At 43.2% G+C, this 15,213-nt stretch carries 15 protein-coding genes and 1 pseudogene; 11 read left to right on the top strand and 5 right to left on the bottom strand.

Annotation, left to right across the window (positions count from 1 at the left end; genetic code table 11):
* Positions 1 to 19 precede the first annotated feature (19 nt).
* Positions 20 to 229: a YvrJ family protein gene (locus ACETK5_RS26935; protein WP_394058950.1), complete on the bottom strand. Its 210-nt coding sequence runs from the start codon at positions 227 to 229 to the stop codon at positions 20 to 22.
* 140 nt (positions 230 to 369) lie between these two features.
* Between ACETK5_RS26935 and ACETK5_RS26930 the strand changes: the two genes are divergently transcribed.
* The 4 genes from ACETK5_RS26930 (at position 370) to ACETK5_RS26915 (ending at position 2,647) form a co-directional block, all read left to right on the top strand.
* Positions 370 to 585, top strand: coding sequence for a ribbon-helix-helix domain-containing protein (locus tag ACETK5_RS26930; protein WP_394058949.1), 216 nt, complete (start codon positions 370 to 372; stop codon positions 583 to 585).
* Between the two features lie 48 nt (positions 586 to 633).
* Positions 634 to 1,002, top strand: coding sequence for a hypothetical protein (locus ACETK5_RS26925; protein ID WP_394058948.1), 369 nt, complete (start codon positions 634 to 636; stop codon positions 1,000 to 1,002).
* A gap of 12 nt (positions 1,003 to 1,014) precedes the next feature.
* Positions 1,015 to 1,191 (top strand): hypothetical protein, encoded by a 177-nt coding sequence (locus ACETK5_RS26920; RefSeq protein WP_339270652.1) that lies wholly within the window; start codon positions 1,015 to 1,017, stop codon positions 1,189 to 1,191.
* 745 nt (positions 1,192 to 1,936) lie between these two features.
* A complete protein-coding gene (locus tag ACETK5_RS26915; protein WP_394058946.1) occupies positions 1,937 to 2,647 on the top strand; it encodes a copper amine oxidase N-terminal domain-containing protein in 711 nt (236 codons plus the stop codon).
* A 52-nt stretch (positions 2,648 to 2,699) separates the two neighbouring features.
* Here the strand turns inward: ACETK5_RS26915 and ACETK5_RS26910 are convergent, their stop codons facing one another.
* Positions 2,700 to 3,767: a hypothetical protein gene (locus tag ACETK5_RS26910; protein ID WP_394058945.1), complete on the bottom strand. Its 1,068-nt coding sequence runs from the start codon at positions 3,765 to 3,767 to the stop codon at positions 2,700 to 2,702.
* 923 nt (positions 3,768 to 4,690) lie between these two features.
* Between ACETK5_RS26910 and ACETK5_RS26905 the strand changes: the two genes are divergently transcribed.
* The 4 genes from ACETK5_RS26905 to ACETK5_RS26890 all read left to right on the top strand — a co-directional run bounded on the left by ACETK5_RS26905 (position 4,691) and on the right by ACETK5_RS26890 (position 8,280).
* Entirely contained in the window at positions 4,691 to 5,362 is a 672-nt protein-coding gene (locus ACETK5_RS26905) for a hypothetical protein (RefSeq protein WP_394058943.1), read from the top strand.
* A gap of 75 nt (positions 5,363 to 5,437) precedes the next feature.
* Positions 5,438 to 5,959 carry a hypothetical protein gene (locus tag ACETK5_RS26900; RefSeq protein WP_394058941.1) on the top strand — a complete coding sequence of 174 codons (522 nt, stop codon included), beginning with the start codon at positions 5,438 to 5,440 and terminating at the stop codon, positions 5,957 to 5,959.
* Between the two features lie 535 nt (positions 5,960 to 6,494).
* On the top strand, positions 6,495 to 6,812 hold the full coding sequence (locus ACETK5_RS26895) for a hypothetical protein (protein WP_394058940.1): 318 nt from the start codon (positions 6,495 to 6,497) through the stop codon (positions 6,810 to 6,812).
* Between the two features lie 451 nt (positions 6,813 to 7,263).
* Positions 7,264 to 8,280, top strand: coding sequence for a carbohydrate-binding protein (locus tag ACETK5_RS26890; protein WP_394058938.1), 1,017 nt, complete (start codon positions 7,264 to 7,266; stop codon positions 8,278 to 8,280).
* A gap of 161 nt (positions 8,281 to 8,441) precedes the next feature.
* Here ACETK5_RS26890 and hcp read toward each other — a convergent pair whose 3' ends face one another.
* Positions 8,442 to 10,127, bottom strand: coding sequence for a hydroxylamine reductase (gene hcp / locus ACETK5_RS26885; protein WP_394058936.1), 1,686 nt, complete (start codon positions 10,125 to 10,127; stop codon positions 8,442 to 8,444).
* A gap of 207 nt (positions 10,128 to 10,334) precedes the next feature.
* Here hcp and ACETK5_RS26880 point away from each other — a divergent pair, with 207 nt between their 5' ends.
* Both ACETK5_RS26880 and ACETK5_RS26875 read left to right on the top strand, forming a co-directional pair.
* Entirely contained in the window at positions 10,335 to 11,357 is a 1,023-nt protein-coding gene (locus ACETK5_RS26880) for a 2-oxoacid:acceptor oxidoreductase family protein (RefSeq protein WP_394058934.1), read from the top strand.
* Positions 11,354 to 13,651 (top strand): thiamine pyrophosphate-dependent enzyme, encoded by a 2,298-nt coding sequence (locus ACETK5_RS26875; protein ID WP_394058932.1) that lies wholly within the window; start codon positions 11,354 to 11,356, stop codon positions 13,649 to 13,651. The genes ACETK5_RS26880 and ACETK5_RS26875 overlap by 4 nt, the downstream gene beginning before the upstream one ends.
* A gap of 72 nt (positions 13,652 to 13,723) precedes the next feature.
* On the opposite strand, the gene ACETK5_RS26870 is transcribed toward ACETK5_RS26875, so the two are convergent.
* Positions 13,724 to 13,873 carry a hypothetical protein gene (locus ACETK5_RS26870; protein ID WP_394058931.1) on the bottom strand — a complete coding sequence of 50 codons (150 nt, stop codon included), beginning with the start codon at positions 13,871 to 13,873 and terminating at the stop codon, positions 13,724 to 13,726.
* A 6-nt stretch (positions 13,874 to 13,879) separates the two neighbouring features.
* Positions 13,880 to 14,125 carry a hypothetical protein gene (locus ACETK5_RS26865; RefSeq protein ID WP_394058929.1) on the bottom strand — a complete coding sequence of 82 codons (246 nt, stop codon included), beginning with the start codon at positions 14,123 to 14,125 and terminating at the stop codon, positions 13,880 to 13,882.
* A 913-nt stretch (positions 14,126 to 15,038) separates the two neighbouring features.
* Here ACETK5_RS26865 and ACETK5_RS26860 point away from each other — a divergent pair.
* Positions 15,039 to 15,155: pseudogene (locus ACETK5_RS26860) on the top strand (23S rRNA (pseudouridine(1915)-N(3))-methyltransferase RlmH); the annotation flags it as partial.
* Positions 15,156 to 15,213: the final 58 nt, after the last annotated feature.

Below are 15,213 nucleotides of genomic sequence, written 5' to 3'. Positions count from 1 at the left end.
TGTTTGTGTCAAACATCCATTACTGATCATGATCTTTTTCCGTTTTCGGTGTGTTCTGGTAGTAGGTTCGGACTAACAAATTCATGGTTTTATCCAGTTGCCCTAGCCGTTTTTCCAATGTATCCATCTGCTTGTTGAATTTAACCAATATCGTCTGGAGTAAGATGAGGGATAATGCGATGGGAAACCCAACATTTCCAATGAGTTGTACAAAGGCTTCGAATTCCATAAAAGTACCTCCTTTCTAGATTTGATACTTCTTATTCTAATATATTACGTATCGTAACGCTATATATATTTGAGGACATAACATAAAATATATGTTATAATAACATGAAAGATGTGTTATATAATTAGGAGGATGCACGAATGAGTAGTAAAGAAAAACCCCCTAGGCTAACGGTTTATCTTCCTGATCTTGCGAAGAGTGAATTGGAACAGATGGCCAATCAGACCGGCCTATCCCAATCGCAATTAGTCGTTATGGCTACGCTAGGTCTGCTAGCAAATTATAAGGCTAGGGGTAATGGTATATTTACAGAATTATTGAAAATGGAGCCCAAGAAAGAAGAAGGTATATTGTAGTACGTAACGTTTCACTATATAATAACAACAGCGATAAGGAGGGTTTGTATGAAATACATGGTTAACCTTTTTGGTTATAATGTGGATTGTGAAATCAGGGTCAACAATGATGCCTTAAGTATTGAAATTCCGGAAGAAAATCAACTTGCCCTTAAACAATACTTGATTCGCGTACTTCCAAAGTATGGGAGAGAGGCTTCAGTGGATTCACCGTTGCAGTTGTTAGTGGATCTTGCAATAGAAGCTGAACGAACATTAGATGGACGTATGGTTGAGCCTAAACTTAAGTTACCATATGAATTCCAACCGGAGATCAAAGAAAAGCTGATTGAAGCGGCTGCTTTACAGGACATGTCCGCGACGCAACTGTTAATACGAATAATCGAGAAAAAGTATCAAGAAGTCATGGGTCAATAGGAGGAGAAGGCATTGGCTTACGGTAATAAAGTAAAGTTTCATTATGATGTTCCGGCTTATATAAAAAAGCAGTTGGCTGAAGCTGCCAAGAAGCTTAACATGACAGCCACAGACCTGCTCTCAAAAACGATTGAAGAAGAATATGAACGTGTAATGCAAGAACAAAAAGGGTCCACTAAACAAGATTAAGCTCATTCAGATAGCTTTCTATGAAAGCTATCTGTTCTTTTGTAACGGTCTGATAAGAATATTCTTTTCCAATATGATCAAATGAAAAAATGTGGCACATTGTATACGATTCCAATTGATTTTGTTCTACTAAACAAATGAGCACATTAGGATAGTTCTCACTGATTCTGCTGAAAAAATTAGAGGTGGGACTTGATCCTATTATATCCATGATATGTAGGTACAGTTCTGTTGATAGTCGTGGCGGTTTCAACAAATCGGATTGATTGGTAGAGAATTTGCCTTTGAAAATTACCATATGTCACGCCCCCTTTTGTTTAATCTGTACTAGGTTTGTTAATTATACCAAACATACGTTCCCATGTTAAGGATATAATTTCCTCTATTGTATATTCTTTACGACTCTAATTGCTAAATTGTTTCAGATTATTCGGTTACATTTTTGCAATTATATTACTTTTTTGTATGTATATCGATTATATCATATTGCGTATCGTCACGGAATACTGTGAGAGGATATAATTTCCATAAAGATAACTGCGTTAATAAGTGCGCTAAATTTTTTTCGTTTATTCTAAGTAAGTGTGAATGCCTAGAGGGAAAAGAGGACGAGATATTTTTTTGTTGGTGTATAGGGATGTTTGGAAATGGGTAATTGAATATAAATAGTTTTTTACTTTTTTGGCAACAAATTGAACATAGATTGCGTTTATATTAATGCAGATCATTTGAGGAGGTATTGTTAGTGAACAAAAAAAAGTTATTCTCGGTCTCAGCAGTAGTCCTAAGTATTTCGTTGGTAATGGGCGGGGTTTACACTTTTGGGTCTGGGAAAATTAAAATCGTTGTGAATGGGGAGAGTATCGCGACTGATGTTGCTCCTAAGAATGTAAATGGCCGAGTGATGGTACCAATCAGTACCATTTCTAAGGCACTTGGGGCCAACGTTTCATGGGATCCCAAGTCACAGACAGTATCCATCAAACAAGGAACTTCTAATGCTCCAGTAACAAACGATGTTTGGAACCAGTCCCTTGATGATACGTATGGCGAGGAGTGGGCTGCGGTCAAGAGAGTGATTGATCAGTTTATTCTAGGATACGATGGCCAGGATGAAGAGTTGGTTAAGAGCCTTGTCGTTGAAGGTTTCGATAAGACATTCATTGCCCCAGGAGTTTATGTCCCTGTAGGCGGAAATTATCCTTCATTATTAGATCATGACATCATTGATGCGAAAAAGACGGGCACAGTAGACGGTAGAGGCGAGTATAAAGTACGCGTTAAATTCGTAACTTATGTTGGCCGCTCTTCACCAGTTGAAAACACATGGGATATTGATTTAACTCCGAAACCAGCGAGAGTGGATGAATATCTAATTAAGAAAATTGATAGATCAGCAAAGGGGCTATCATCGTACACGGTTTTCCCTGGTCTGACATTCAAAGATGAAGGCTAAAAAGTGAAGAAGGTTTCCAAGAAGCGTATACGCTTCTTGGAAACCTTCTTTGTTACGAGATACATACAATGGCAGCAGGAGTGCTTAGGGATCCGGCAGTGGATGTATAGATGTCATGGTTTACACTCGTTCCCTTCGGCACCGTTACAGTTGCCACCAGAACTCCTTCTGTGCTCGACGCAAGTTTCGGTACTTTATATGTCGTGCCATTATTCCACCTTACAGCTCCACCGTAACTTCCCCCTCGACCTGTAAGATAAATCTTAACTGTTCGATCCGTGGTGGTTGGGTTTCTAAGTGTAATAGGAGTCTTATAGACAACTCCATAGTGCCCCTTGTTCGATTCTATTGCATTGGCTTCGTCATAACTGTCCTTTTTAACCATGATATTATCATTTACCTTGTTGTTGATCGCATACGCTTTATTACCACTTCCTAGATCGTAAATAATGTTTTGGGAGAAAGTGGAATTAGCAAATCCTGTAATATTAGAGAACGGCCAGGATCCTCGAGGGTGATCACTATTTGCATCTGCAACCTTATTATTAATGGTCCTCAAATTTGTGCTTGTATTGGTCGAAGCAACGGTACGCACTTTGTAAGACATTGCTGCGGAAGAGGAGATTTGAAACTCGAGTGCGCCGCCAACAATCTGACCATTTGGAACGGTCCATTCTTGGATCAATCCGACTTTACCAGCGGCAACCGATGTGTCAATAATGGTGTCACTCGTCAAAGAAGAACCGACAAGTGAGGCTGCTGTACACTGCCCTTGTCCAATATAGTTGGTTGTTAATGCAACACAGTGTTGAAGATTAGAAACGGTAATTGGACTCGCGCCAGCATTTCCAATCGTTACTCCGAATTTCATGGGTGCTCCGGTTCTATTCACATGCCAAACGTATACGCGGTAGTAAACTGTTGTTTGACCAGAAACGGAATCGTGCCAAAGTACAGCAGTTCCGTTTGTAAAGTTGTTTGTATATACCGATTCGGGATTGTCAGACATTAAGAACCGACGTGTGTTGTTTCTTTGGCCGTAAAGATTTAACGTAGGTGCTACATTCGGGATAGTTACGGCGTTCAATGCATTTGTTGTACAAGTTGGTATCTTTGGCATAATTAAATTCCTCCAATAATATGTTATAAATCGTTTCGTTACGCATTATATAAGGAAGGAGACTTTCTGGGATAAGTATAACTCAAGTGTATCCCTCACTGAATTATACAAGAAATCTCTAACCTAAATTGATTATATTATATAGCGTATCGTTACGCAATATATATTTTTTGTTGTTAGATGAATTATTTCTCCAGAAGTTTATACAATGGGTTCTATTTTTCGTAGCTAAAATGTCATACGACTTGGTTGAAGTCGAGACAGCCTTTAATGAGCATCAGTATTTTACATCTTCTGGAGTGGAAGTTATTCGCTATCCAAAAAATCCAGATGGGGGCACTCACAGGCTCTACGCAGCAAGCTGCCAAGAGACTGTAGATTTCATTTCCCTTTGGTTCCGAATCCTTTTGAAAGCCATACCTGTACGACCAGAGCCTCCACATGCGGAGGCTCTTTTTTTGATGTTTCGAAAATGTAGAGATTGAAGGTTAGCGAACAGATCCTAGTTATGCGATGGCGGCTGGTTCTCGTTTTTTCCGCAATAATCCGTGGGCGTGTCGTATCCGTCATGATAGCCAATCATCCAGAACCCCTCCAGGCAAAGGTAATAGAACTTTTTTAAAATGTCGCCAAAAACTCTCATCCCTTCTGGAAGACCTTTGCCTTCGATGGGTAGCCTCCTATCCGATTTGATTCAATGTAGATTGGGACGCTTCATTCATGGCCGGCTAATTCAATAAAAAATAAATAGAGACACCAAACTTTCCCCTTGTAATTGGTGTTATTAATAATGAATGGACAATAATGCAAAATATAGGAGATGAATATGGGTTATTCGTCAATAGCAAAGGAACCGCGTATCTTATCCAGTAGAATTAACATATAACATATCTGATAATTACTCTGAGAGGTGATTCATATTTATGGTGTTTAATAGTAATAACTCTAAAAAAATCCGAAAAAGTTTGTTTATCGGTATAATCGTTGTTGGTTTATCAACAATTATTGCTTGTAGTCCTAAAGAAATAAAAGAAACACAGTTAATAACTGATTATAATCGGCATTTGATTGGAAAAGAAACAAGTGGCGATTATATGATATATCGAAACGGAGTATATATTGATTCTAATGGAATCGAGTACTCACTAGAAGAATTAAAGAATAGAACACGAAATGGTCTTCCTGAGAACCGGATTATCACAAAGATAATGGAAGAAAATTTTATGCCTTCTTCAATATTTGAGTTAGAAACCAAAGAAAAAAACGGAGTATTTATTTCCCCTGAGATAATTACTGTAAATGGTTCAATAAGCGTCTTAACAGATACTAATGGAAGGGGGTGGGAACTAAAAGCCGGTGACTCTGTAGAATATGTATTTGAAAAGTATAAATCGGAGGTGGTCGAAAACCAAAATATATTAATTGGTTACGTTAAAGACGGTGTTCTAAATCCATCGCAACAATTCGATCAATTAAAGGGGAATTACAATTTAACTATTGAGGAACCAGGGCAATATTACTTTTACATAATAAATGCAAGTTCTGATACGATTGCCTTGAGAGAGGGAACTTTAAGGCTCACAAAAAATAACTGATATTTTTATGAACCATAATAGACCATTTATTTTGGAATTGATTCTACTATATTAATTTTAAGGAGACAATAAACAATGAAGAAAAAAATGATGAGTTTAGTATCGGTTTTATTATTGTCACTCTTTTTAGTTACATCGGTAAGCGCTGCAGGATCTACTAGTGGAACCAATGAAGAAGCTTCTAGCACAGATATTAGCTGGAGTTATACAAAGTTTGATGCTGATGGCAATGTAATTGAAGAAGGAATTATTCCAATGCAAATCTCAGATGATGGTATTATTAAGCCTCAATATGCTTGGCGGGGAATAACGCTGTATAATAATGAAGCGGTGACATTTACTCCGGAAGGTAATTCTAGTGGACTATATGCAGTCAAAGGTACAAATATGAGCATTAGATACCAACTAAACAGACCTGCTAATCATTATACTTGGATTAGAGCTTTGACCACCCCACCTTATGAATGGAGATCTGAAGGTATAAAACAAACAGTAACAGACACATATAAGGCTCCAGTTTCAGATTATTATGTAGGATATATGGCTAGTCTGTCCTCTGATCCTTTTACCATCAATATATTTGAGATTAAGTTTTAAAATTTTCGATTGAATACCGTTCATCAAATGAAAATAAATAAAACAAGGAGGAGCTGCGTAAATACAGCTCCTTCTTGTTTTATTGCCAACCTGGTAAACTGTGGGTGGACAAGAACATAGTCCCATAATAGCCCGCGCCCAGCGCGGGTTTTCTGTTTTAAGGGACCAAGTTCTTGTCCTTTGCTCAGGACAAGAACTTGGTCCCTTACCGATTCGATAATTATATCAATATGTCTTAAAAAAGAGTCAATGGATTTACTTTCGACTCAGAGGTTGTAAAGAGGATATTGGGAAGTTTCGTCGAATAGTTCTAAATAACTACATACACATATCAGAAGGGGGTCAAAAGAAGTGAAACAGGATAATAGAACTACTGCATTCAATCAGCCCAATAGGACAACGCCCGCCCAAGCTAACAGGACCGTTAGCAGTAAATCTAGGGCGGCTAGTCCTCAAGTAAACAGGACAGCAATCAATAAAGTGGGGGGGAGCGGATGGTCCTTCTGGTAACACGAGTAAAACAACAAAAGCCGCCATGAAGAATCAGCCAAAGGATAGACTAGGGCAAGCTGTAGTATCATTAATATTCGGTATATTCGGAATATTATTTTTCATAGTAGGAATGTTAAAGTTGGGCTTTGATTCCCAGTACAGCTACATGCCTTCGACAGGTACTATGGCCACAATTCTCTTTGCTTTTATACTTAGTGTTGTAGGTTTTTTCTTAGGTATTATTGCAAGAAAATCTTCTAAAGGAAGAGGTATGGCGATAGCGGGGATTACTCTAACAACATTACCCATTGTCGTCATGATATTAATTATTGGCGCGGGACTGGTACTAATCTATATGTAGTGGTAAGGTGGGTTAAATTTTGATACACCCCATCAATTATTGAACGGACTATCTATCTACATATGACTAAAGGGCTTGATAGAACGAGAGTTTTGATATGCAGGGGCGAATAGCTCCTGTAATTTGTTATCACTGTCAACTCGTCACATGTGGAGTGTTGCGCACTGTTAGTGCGATAGGAGTAGAACGTAATTAAAGTCATCTCAAAGCCTATAAAGTCGTGTTAAAGCCTAAAGTTGTGTTACAGGCCGGGCGAAATTCAGGTATCCACTCCTGTTTTTCCTCGGTTTTTTTATTTAATCCGTCCCCCTTCATTTTTCCATAGTCTTTCTTCTGTTTTTGTGGAATTAATTTAGAAAATGGAAATAAAGTAAGATAATAGTACAACAAAAACCTGTGGAATGTCTCATGGGAGCGCTACAGATAAATAAAGAAACAAGGAGGTTTGAAAATGACTAATAAAAGGTTTCCTTTTAAGCCCTTATCACTTTTGGTAGTTTTAGCAGTATTTCTATCCACATTTTGCGCAGCCTTACCGTCAGTGAGCGCAGCCGCTAGAGGAGCATGGGCTCCAAATACCGCATATGCAGTAAATGACACAGTAACCTATAGTGGAAGCACTTATACCTGTCTTCAGGCACATACTTCTCTCGTAGGTTGGGAACCGTCCAATGTCCCTGCTTTATGGCAGAAAGACGGTAGCGGTGGAACTACGCCACCAACCACACCACCGACAACGAACGGAGTAACATTCTATGCAGATATAAACTATGGAGGAAAAGCAGTGACACTCGGGATAGGCAATTATACACTGTCTCAGTTGAACGCAAACGGAATTCCGAATGACTGGATGTCGTCTCTTAAGGTTCCAAGCGGTTGGACGGTTGAAGTATACGAGAATGATAATTTTGGAGGAACCAAGTGGACCTTTACTTCAGATTCTTCCTGGGTTGGCAACACGATCAATGACAAAATGTCATCGGTCAAGATTTATACGGGTTCACCACCTCCTACAGTAACAAAGCCTGCCGAAGTTCCAAGCCATATATGGACATATGTCATGAATGCGGACAATGCCTATGGGAAAGGCGGAGATTTTGCTTTATTGTTAAGTGCTGTTATCAAAAAGGAAAGCAGCTTTGGAGCCGGTTTACCAGGTAGTCCATCGGCCGGCGACGGATTGATGCAGGTAGAACCAAACACACGCAATGCGTATTTATCTCAATTCAGCTCAAAATTTGGCCGTGCGTATAATCATAGCAGTGAACAAGATCAGGTATATCTGGGCGCGTTGATTTTAAATGAGAAGATTGTGAAGTTTGGAAATATCTACAACGGATTATTACACTACAACGGTGGAGATAACTGGTATCCGGGAGCTACGGATTCCTATGGCCGTCCTATTCTGGCAGATCAATATGCAGATGCAGTTTACGCTACTTACAAGGGCTATGGCGGTAAGAATTAAGGTGTTACATTGATAGGTAAATTGAAAAATAGCGACGTGGAAGGATTTCCTTGTTGAGTGGAAGCGGCTTATTTAATTTGAAAGGGCATGAGTTACCAAGCAGATCATTGCTTGCATAACCCATGCCCATTTTTCTTTATCAGGTTTTCTTCGACTACTAATTAGGCACCAAGGAACAATTTCATGTCATCTTCCACATTGGTAATGCCGCCGATACCGAAGTTTTCCACGAGGACTTTGGCGACGTTAGGCGACAGGAATGCAGGGAGCGTAGGGCCCAGATGAATATTTTTAACGCCAAGATAAAGCAGGGCAAGCAGCACGATAACCGCTTTTTGCTCATACCAGGCAATGTTATAGGAAATCGGCAAATCATTAATATCCTCAAGGCCGAATACTTCCTTCAGCTTCAATGCAATCACGACGAGGGAGTAAGAATCATTGCATTGACCAGCGTCCAGGACCCGCGGAATACCGCCGATTTCGCCTAGATCCAGTTTATTGTATTTGTACTTGGCACAGCCTGCAGTTAGAATGACCGTGTCTGTTGGAAGTTCAGCCGCAAAATCCGTGTAATAGTTGCGGGATTTCATCCGTCCATCGCAGCCGGCCATGACGAAGAAGCGGCGGATCGCCCCGGATTTCACGGCATCGACGACTTGATCGGCCACGTTCATGACAGCGGCATGAGCGAAACCGCCGATGATCTCACCCGTTTCAAGTTCCGTTGGAGCCGGGCATCCTTTCGCTTGCTGGATTAGTGCGGAGAAGTCTTTGGGAGCACCGTCTGTTCCTTCTGGAATATGGCGGACACCCGGAAACCCCGTGTTGCCTGTTGTATAGATACGGTCCTTATAACTGTCTTTCGGCGGAACGATACAGTTGGTTGTCATTAATATCGGTCCGTTAAAGGCTGCGAATTCGCTATTCTGCTTCCACCAGGCATTCCCGTAATTGCCTACAAAATGCTCATATTTCTTGAATGCCGGATAATAGTGGGCAGGCAGCATTTCACTGTGCGTGTACACGTCCACGCCGGTTCCTTCCGTCTGCTTCAGCAGCTCCTCCAAATCCTTCAGATCATGGCCGCTGATGAGAATGCCGGGCCGGTTTCTTACCCCGATATTGACCTTCGTAATTTCCGGATTTCCGTAAACAGAGGTGTTCGCTTCATCAAGCATCGCCATGGCGTTGACGCCGTATTTACCGGTTTCCATCGTCAAAGCTACCAGATCCTGCACTTCAAGGCTGTCGTCAAGCGTGGCGGCAAGCGCACGGCGCATAAACCGGTTTAATTCGTTATCATCCTTCTCCAGATGAAGCGCGTGGTACGTATAAGCAGCCATCCCCTTCAAGCCGTAAGTAATCAATTCGCGCAGCGAGCGGATGTCTTCATTGCGGGTCGAGAGGACACCAACCGTACGTGCTTTTTCATCAAAAGAAGCTTCGTTATCCGCCTGCCAGACGGCAGCATCAGGGAGATTGGCGGTTCCTTCCGGATATTGTTCGTTATAATAGGTTCGCACCTCGTCGCGGAGCTCGATCGCTTCCCGGATTCTTCCCACAAAAACCTCGCGGTCAAAGTTGGCGTTCGTAATCGTTGCAAACAAGGAGTCCATCATAAACAGCGATACGCGCTGTTCAAGCACCTCTGGCAGCCGGACATCCAGACTGAGAAAAGAGATACCTTTCAGCAGATAAATCAGCAAATCCTGCAGATTCGCCACATCATGCGGTTTGCCGCATACTCCGACAATGGTGCAGCCTGTTCCTTTGGATGCTTCCTGACATTGAAAGCAGAACATGGACGGTTGATGCTTTAAGGTCTCTTGGGCGTTGTTATACATTATTTCTCCTCCAATTTCGTGATTTTTTGCCTTAAGGTCAGTATAAGATTGCCTCGCAATTGGACTGTTGAAGACAGTATACTTCGCTCCCACAACCGACATAGTGATTGGAATCACAATTTCTTAAGTAGTGAGTTTAATCACAAACCCGGTCCGTTTCTTCTTTTAAACTGGAATTAATGACCTAAGAAGAAATGAGGAGAGAACATGTCGATTTTACCTCAAAAGAATGAACTGGGATTTTTCGAGATCCGTCTCGAATCCATCGGCGGGCTTGGCGCCAATCTGGCCGGAAAAATGCTGGCCGAAGCCGGGGTGACCGGCTCCGGACTTAACGGTTCGAATTTTTCCAGCTATGGTTCGGAGAAAAAAGGGTCGCCCGTGAAGAGTTTCGTAAGGTTCTGCGATTCCGAGGTGGAAATCCGCGATCACAGTCCCATTGAGCAGCCGCATGTCGTCGGCGTATTTCATGAAGCATTGTATAAGACGATAGATGTCATAAGCGGATTACAGCCTGATGGAACGGTGCTTGTGAATACGGCGCGAGCCCTTTCCGAAGTGGCCGTTGATCTGAACATGACGCAGGGAACGCTGGCCGTAGTTGATGCGCTGAAAATTTCCGTTGAGGAAAAAACCAAAGTGAATACGGCCATGTTGGGGGCATTGTTCCGGATTTGCAGCTTCCTGAACCCGGACGATATGCGGCTGGTGATCCGCACAACATTTGAGAAAAAGCTGCCCCACCTCGTGGAAGCGAATGTGCGGACCTTTGACAGAGGATATAACGAAGTCCAGTTCCTTTCCTTAGGAAATGGCGCAGAGCTTATAGACCAAATCGCTTTCGCAAGACCGCAGCCGATTCTTGGATATGAAACGCAGGAGCCGGGCGGGATTCTGAACGTTACTGCGAACAGTGTCCTGAAGGATCTTAGCGGCTCCCGGCAGGGATATTTGCCAGAGTACAAGATAGAGGACTGCATTCACTGTGCCGCCTGCGATACGGTATGTCCAGATTTCTGCATCGTGTGGGAGCAGAAACCGGATAAGCGCGGGAATATGCAGATGTTTATGAAAGGTATCGATTATCAGTATTGCAAAGGCTGCTTGAAGTGTATCGAAGCTTGTCCGACCACCGCTTTAGCTGCCATGTTAGAAGAGCCGTACTATGCGGAGCAGCACCGTGTGCCGCAATCATTTCCCTATTTAACTGCGGAGGGAGTCCGATCATGAATATGCAAATTCAAGAAACAACGGAGAACAAGCTGACGGCCGCTCAAACGGCAGTCTTCGAATCGGGCAACGAAATGGCTGCCATGGCGGCTGCCCAGATTAACTATCACATTATGGGTTATTTTCCGATTACACCTTCTACGGAAATCGCCCAATATCTTGACATGATGCGTACACGCGGCGAACATGACATCAAGCTGATTCCAGCTGACGGCGAACATGGATCGGCGGGGATTTGCTACGGTGCGGCCGCAGCCGGAGCACGGGTATTCAATGCTACCAGCGCGAATGGTTTCCTGTATATGATCGAACAGCTTCCTGTGCAGGCGGGCACACGTTTCCCGATGGTCATGAATTTGGTGACGCGTGCGGTCAGCGGACCGCTGGATATTCGTGGTGACCATTCGGATCTTTACTACGGCCTGAACACTGGCTGGGTGATTTTGACCGCTCGTTCACCGCAGGCAGTTTATGACATGAATATCATGGCGCTGCGAATCGCGGAACATGAAGACGTACGCCTGCCGGTCATTGTAGCTTATGACGGATTTTTTACATCACACCAGAAACGCCGGGTACAAATATTTACGAACCGGGAAACCGTTCAGGCGTTTGTAGGGGAAAAGGCACCTGAATATCCACATGTGCTGGACGAGAACAACCCGATCGTTGTTGGGGCTTATATGAACGGCGACGATTTGATGAACAACCACTACCAACAGTCAAACGCCATGTACCGTGCGGGCGAGGTATTCAAGGAAGTGGCAGAGGAATACGCGGCTTTATCCGGTAGATCCTATTCGCCGCTTGATCTGTATCGCATGGAAGACGCGGAGGTGGCTTTATTCCTGCTCAATTCGGCGGCCGAATCCTCCAAAGACGTCGTGGATCGGCTGCGGGCGAAAGGAATTAAAGCGGGCATAATCAGCCCGAATATTCTCCGGCCGTTCCCGGCAAGAGAAATCCGCGAGGCGTTGACAGGTGTCAAAGCACTACTGGTTGGCGAACGTGCCGATTCTTACGGTGCACACGGGGCCAATCTGACCCATGAGGTCAAAGCGGCCCTGCAGGAAATCCGTGGTCCGCAGCCTATTGTGCTGTCCCGCATATTTGGACTTGGCGGGAAAGACTATTACGCGGATGACGCGGAAGCTTTTTTTGCCTTGACGATCGAGGCAATGGAGCTCAGCTATGCCAAAGTGCCGTTTGATTATTACGGCCAAACACCGGGAGTTGAGGAGCAGAGACTGCAGCCGGTCATTACCCCGATGAATGGAGACAGCTTTAAATCTGGCCTGATCACTGTAAAGGTGGATGAAGAGACAAGTAAATTATCCGTTAAAGTACCGCCGATGCGGGCGCTTGCCGCGAAACCGAAACGGTTTGCTTCCGGTCACGGAGCTTGCCCGGGCTGCGGTATTTTCCCGGCGCTGGAGCTCTTTTTCAAAGGGATTGAAGGCAATGTCGTTACTTTATTCCATACCGGCTGCGCTTATATCACAACAACGGGTTATCCATATAACTCGCATAAGCAGAGCTTCATTCATAATTTGTTCCAGAACGGACCGGCTACTTTATCCGGCACGGTAGAAGCGTTCCTTGAGAAGAAACGCCGTGGGGAAATCGAAGTTCCTGAGGATTTCACTTTTGTGATGGTGACCGGCGACGGCGGCATGGACATCGGGATGGGTTCGGCCATCGGGACGGCGCTGCGGGGCCATAATCTGATCATTCTGGAATATGATAATGAAGGCTATATGAACACCGGTGCGCAGCTTTCGTACTCTACGCCATTAGGGCATATGACCAGTACGTCCGGTGTCGGCAAACAGCAGCAGGGCAAAGCGTTCCATCATAAAGATACGGTGCAAATGATGGCAGCGGCACATATTCCGTACGTATTCACGGGGACGGAAGCATTCCCGCAGGATCTTGTGAAAAAGGCGGCGAAAGCGCAGTGGTACGCTCAGAATGTTGGTACCGTCTACGGCAAGCTGTTGATCACATGCCCGCTGAACTGGAAATCGAGCGACAAGGATGGGGAGAACATCGTCCGCGCGGCCGTGAATTCAAACTTCTTCCCACTGTATGAAGTGGAGCAGGGAGAAACGAATATTACGTACGATCCTGAAGCGAAGAAAAAACAGGTACCGCTCAGCGACTGGCTGAAATATATGGGCAAATCAAGACATCTGCTCAAGGAAGAAAACAAAGAAATGCTTGGCGAATTTGAAAAAGAAGTGGAGCGGCGCTGGTCGATTCTGAAAGCGAAACACGAGAACCCGCTGCTTTAAATCTTAGAAGAATTGAAAAACTACGTGCAGCCTAAAGATCTGATTATTATTTTCAAAAATAAAAGTGCCTGCTCATCCTTGGAGCAGGTACTTTCTGTGGTTGCGATCGAAAGAGGAGTATAAATTATGTTCTTCGATAGCTCTCATCGCGCCAATGGCGATTAGATCGGAAGCAGCAAAGATCGCACGAGGCAGCTTCTCAGCTTGCAGAACGTTCTTCATCGCATTTTACGCGCTAATCACGTTACCGCAATAGTCGCATTCCTTCTCATCATTAGCATATATGATGATCCTGGCTCCGCAGCTCGGGCATTCCATAGATCTAGGTCCGCGCTCCTGATCCTCGCTTTCATCGTATTCGTCGTCTTCATATTCCTCATCACCATATTCGTCAACATATTCTTCATCATAATCAGCATCATATGCTTCATGATACCCTTCGGGCTCAAGTTCGAGGATGCCATTTTGGAGCAATGGTTATGAATGAGCTCTTCGCCTCAAATACCATTCATGTTCACGTATCAAACTTTTCTGCGAAAACTTGTGGTTGCCGTCCAATCTTTATAGATGAAGTGGTAAATCTGGAATCACTGAACAATAAAAATCAAGAGGTTTATCGTTCGAGCACATCATGACAAGATGTCAGAACATATGAAATGAAAGAAGTGGAAGGTAACCCCATTCTCGGTGAAATGTCTAAACCCTTTGGGTATACTTTTGTAAGATGCTTATTTTCCAAAGAAGTAATAGAGAACCCAATCAGTCACTTGCGGACTCAACGAGTCGACAATGGAAGAATGAAACCAGCTGATACAAATTTTAAAATTAAAGAATTTAAACACAAAAACAACTTCCGTTCTTGGAGTTGTTTAGTGTTTTCAAACCGTCAACCAAGTCTAAAGAAAGGGGAAGAGAAGAGAGAGAACATAGACTTATTGCCCACCCTCAGACCTTCCTCTGTATTCATTTGGAATTAGTCCTACGAACTTTTTGAATCGCCGCATAAAATGTACATCGTTCTCATAACCGCAAATTTCAGAAAATGGCTGATCGCATACGATGTGTTCTTTAAATAAGAGGCATATCCTATTCTGTTAAGGATGATATCGTTAATTACCGATATGCCAAAGGTTTGTACATATGCTGGAAAAAGACCGACTCATATTCATCTTATCCGCCAAGAACTCGACAGTATACCAGGTAGAAGGAGAACTGAAAACTTCATTTCTCAGGTTCAGGAACTGATCATAATATTTACTAATCTGATGGTGTGGCTCCAGATAATTTCGAATATCGCTAAGCTTCATGAACAGGCAACGAATGGTATAATCGATGATCTCATTTCGGAAGGTTCCGTTCTGCAGATTCTCCCAATGAATATCATTTACTCAGCTTCGGGCGCATGACCCTGCCACACCAGCTGATGCGGCTGGTGTTGGTGGAGCAGATTTACCGGGCGGGAACCGTATCACAAGTGACGCAAATTTTAAGTCTTGGTGTATAATATAGGAAGTAAATGGGCCAACGGGCATAATAGATTTGGTTGTTTTATATTATTGTAG

The organism is Paenibacillus ilasis (assembly GCF_043195395.1).
GTDB lineage: Bacteria > Bacillota > Bacilli > Paenibacillales > Paenibacillaceae > Paenibacillus_AQ > Paenibacillus_AQ lautus.
The sequence above is the reverse complement of the archived record's forward strand: the minus strand, read 5'-3'. Positions and strand labels throughout refer to the sequence as shown.

What these genes read in the sequence shown, in the direction of transcription:
- ACETK5_RS26935 (WP_394058950.1), bottom strand. Translation starts at nt 229, where the DNA reads ATGGAATTCGAAGCCTTTGTACAACTCATTGGAAATGTTGGGTTTCCC.
- ACETK5_RS26930 (WP_394058949.1), top strand. Translation starts at nt 370, where the DNA reads ATGAGTAGTAAAGAAAAACCCCCTAGGCTAACGGTTTATCTTCCTGAT.
- ACETK5_RS26925 (WP_394058948.1), top strand. Translation starts at nt 634, where the DNA reads ATGAAATACATGGTTAACCTTTTTGGTTATAATGTGGATTGTGAAATC.
- ACETK5_RS26910 (WP_394058945.1), bottom strand. Translation starts at nt 3,767, where the DNA reads ATGCCAAAGATACCAACTTGTACAACAAATGCATTGAACGCCGTAACT.
- ACETK5_RS26905 (WP_394058943.1), top strand. Translation starts at nt 4,691, where the DNA reads ATGGTGTTTAATAGTAATAACTCTAAAAAAATCCGAAAAAGTTTGTTT.
- ACETK5_RS26900 (WP_394058941.1), top strand. Translation starts at nt 5,438, where the DNA reads ATGAAGAAAAAAATGATGAGTTTAGTATCGGTTTTATTATTGTCACTC.
- ACETK5_RS26895 (WP_394058940.1), top strand. Translation starts at nt 6,495, where the DNA reads ATGAAGAATCAGCCAAAGGATAGACTAGGGCAAGCTGTAGTATCATTA.
- ACETK5_RS26890 (WP_394058938.1), top strand. Translation starts at nt 7,264, where the DNA reads ATGACTAATAAAAGGTTTCCTTTTAAGCCCTTATCACTTTTGGTAGTT.
- hcp (WP_394058936.1), bottom strand. Translation starts at nt 10,127, where the DNA reads ATGTATAACAACGCCCAAGAGACCTTAAAGCATCAACCGTCCATGTTC.
- ACETK5_RS26880 (WP_394058934.1), top strand. Translation starts at nt 10,335, where the DNA reads ATGTCGATTTTACCTCAAAAGAATGAACTGGGATTTTTCGAGATCCGT.
- ACETK5_RS26875 (WP_394058932.1), top strand. Translation starts at nt 11,354, where the DNA reads ATGAATATGCAAATTCAAGAAACAACGGAGAACAAGCTGACGGCCGCT.
- ACETK5_RS26870 (WP_394058931.1), bottom strand. Translation starts at nt 13,873, where the DNA reads ATGAAGAACGTTCTGCAAGCTGAGAAGCTGCCTCGTGCGATCTTTGCT.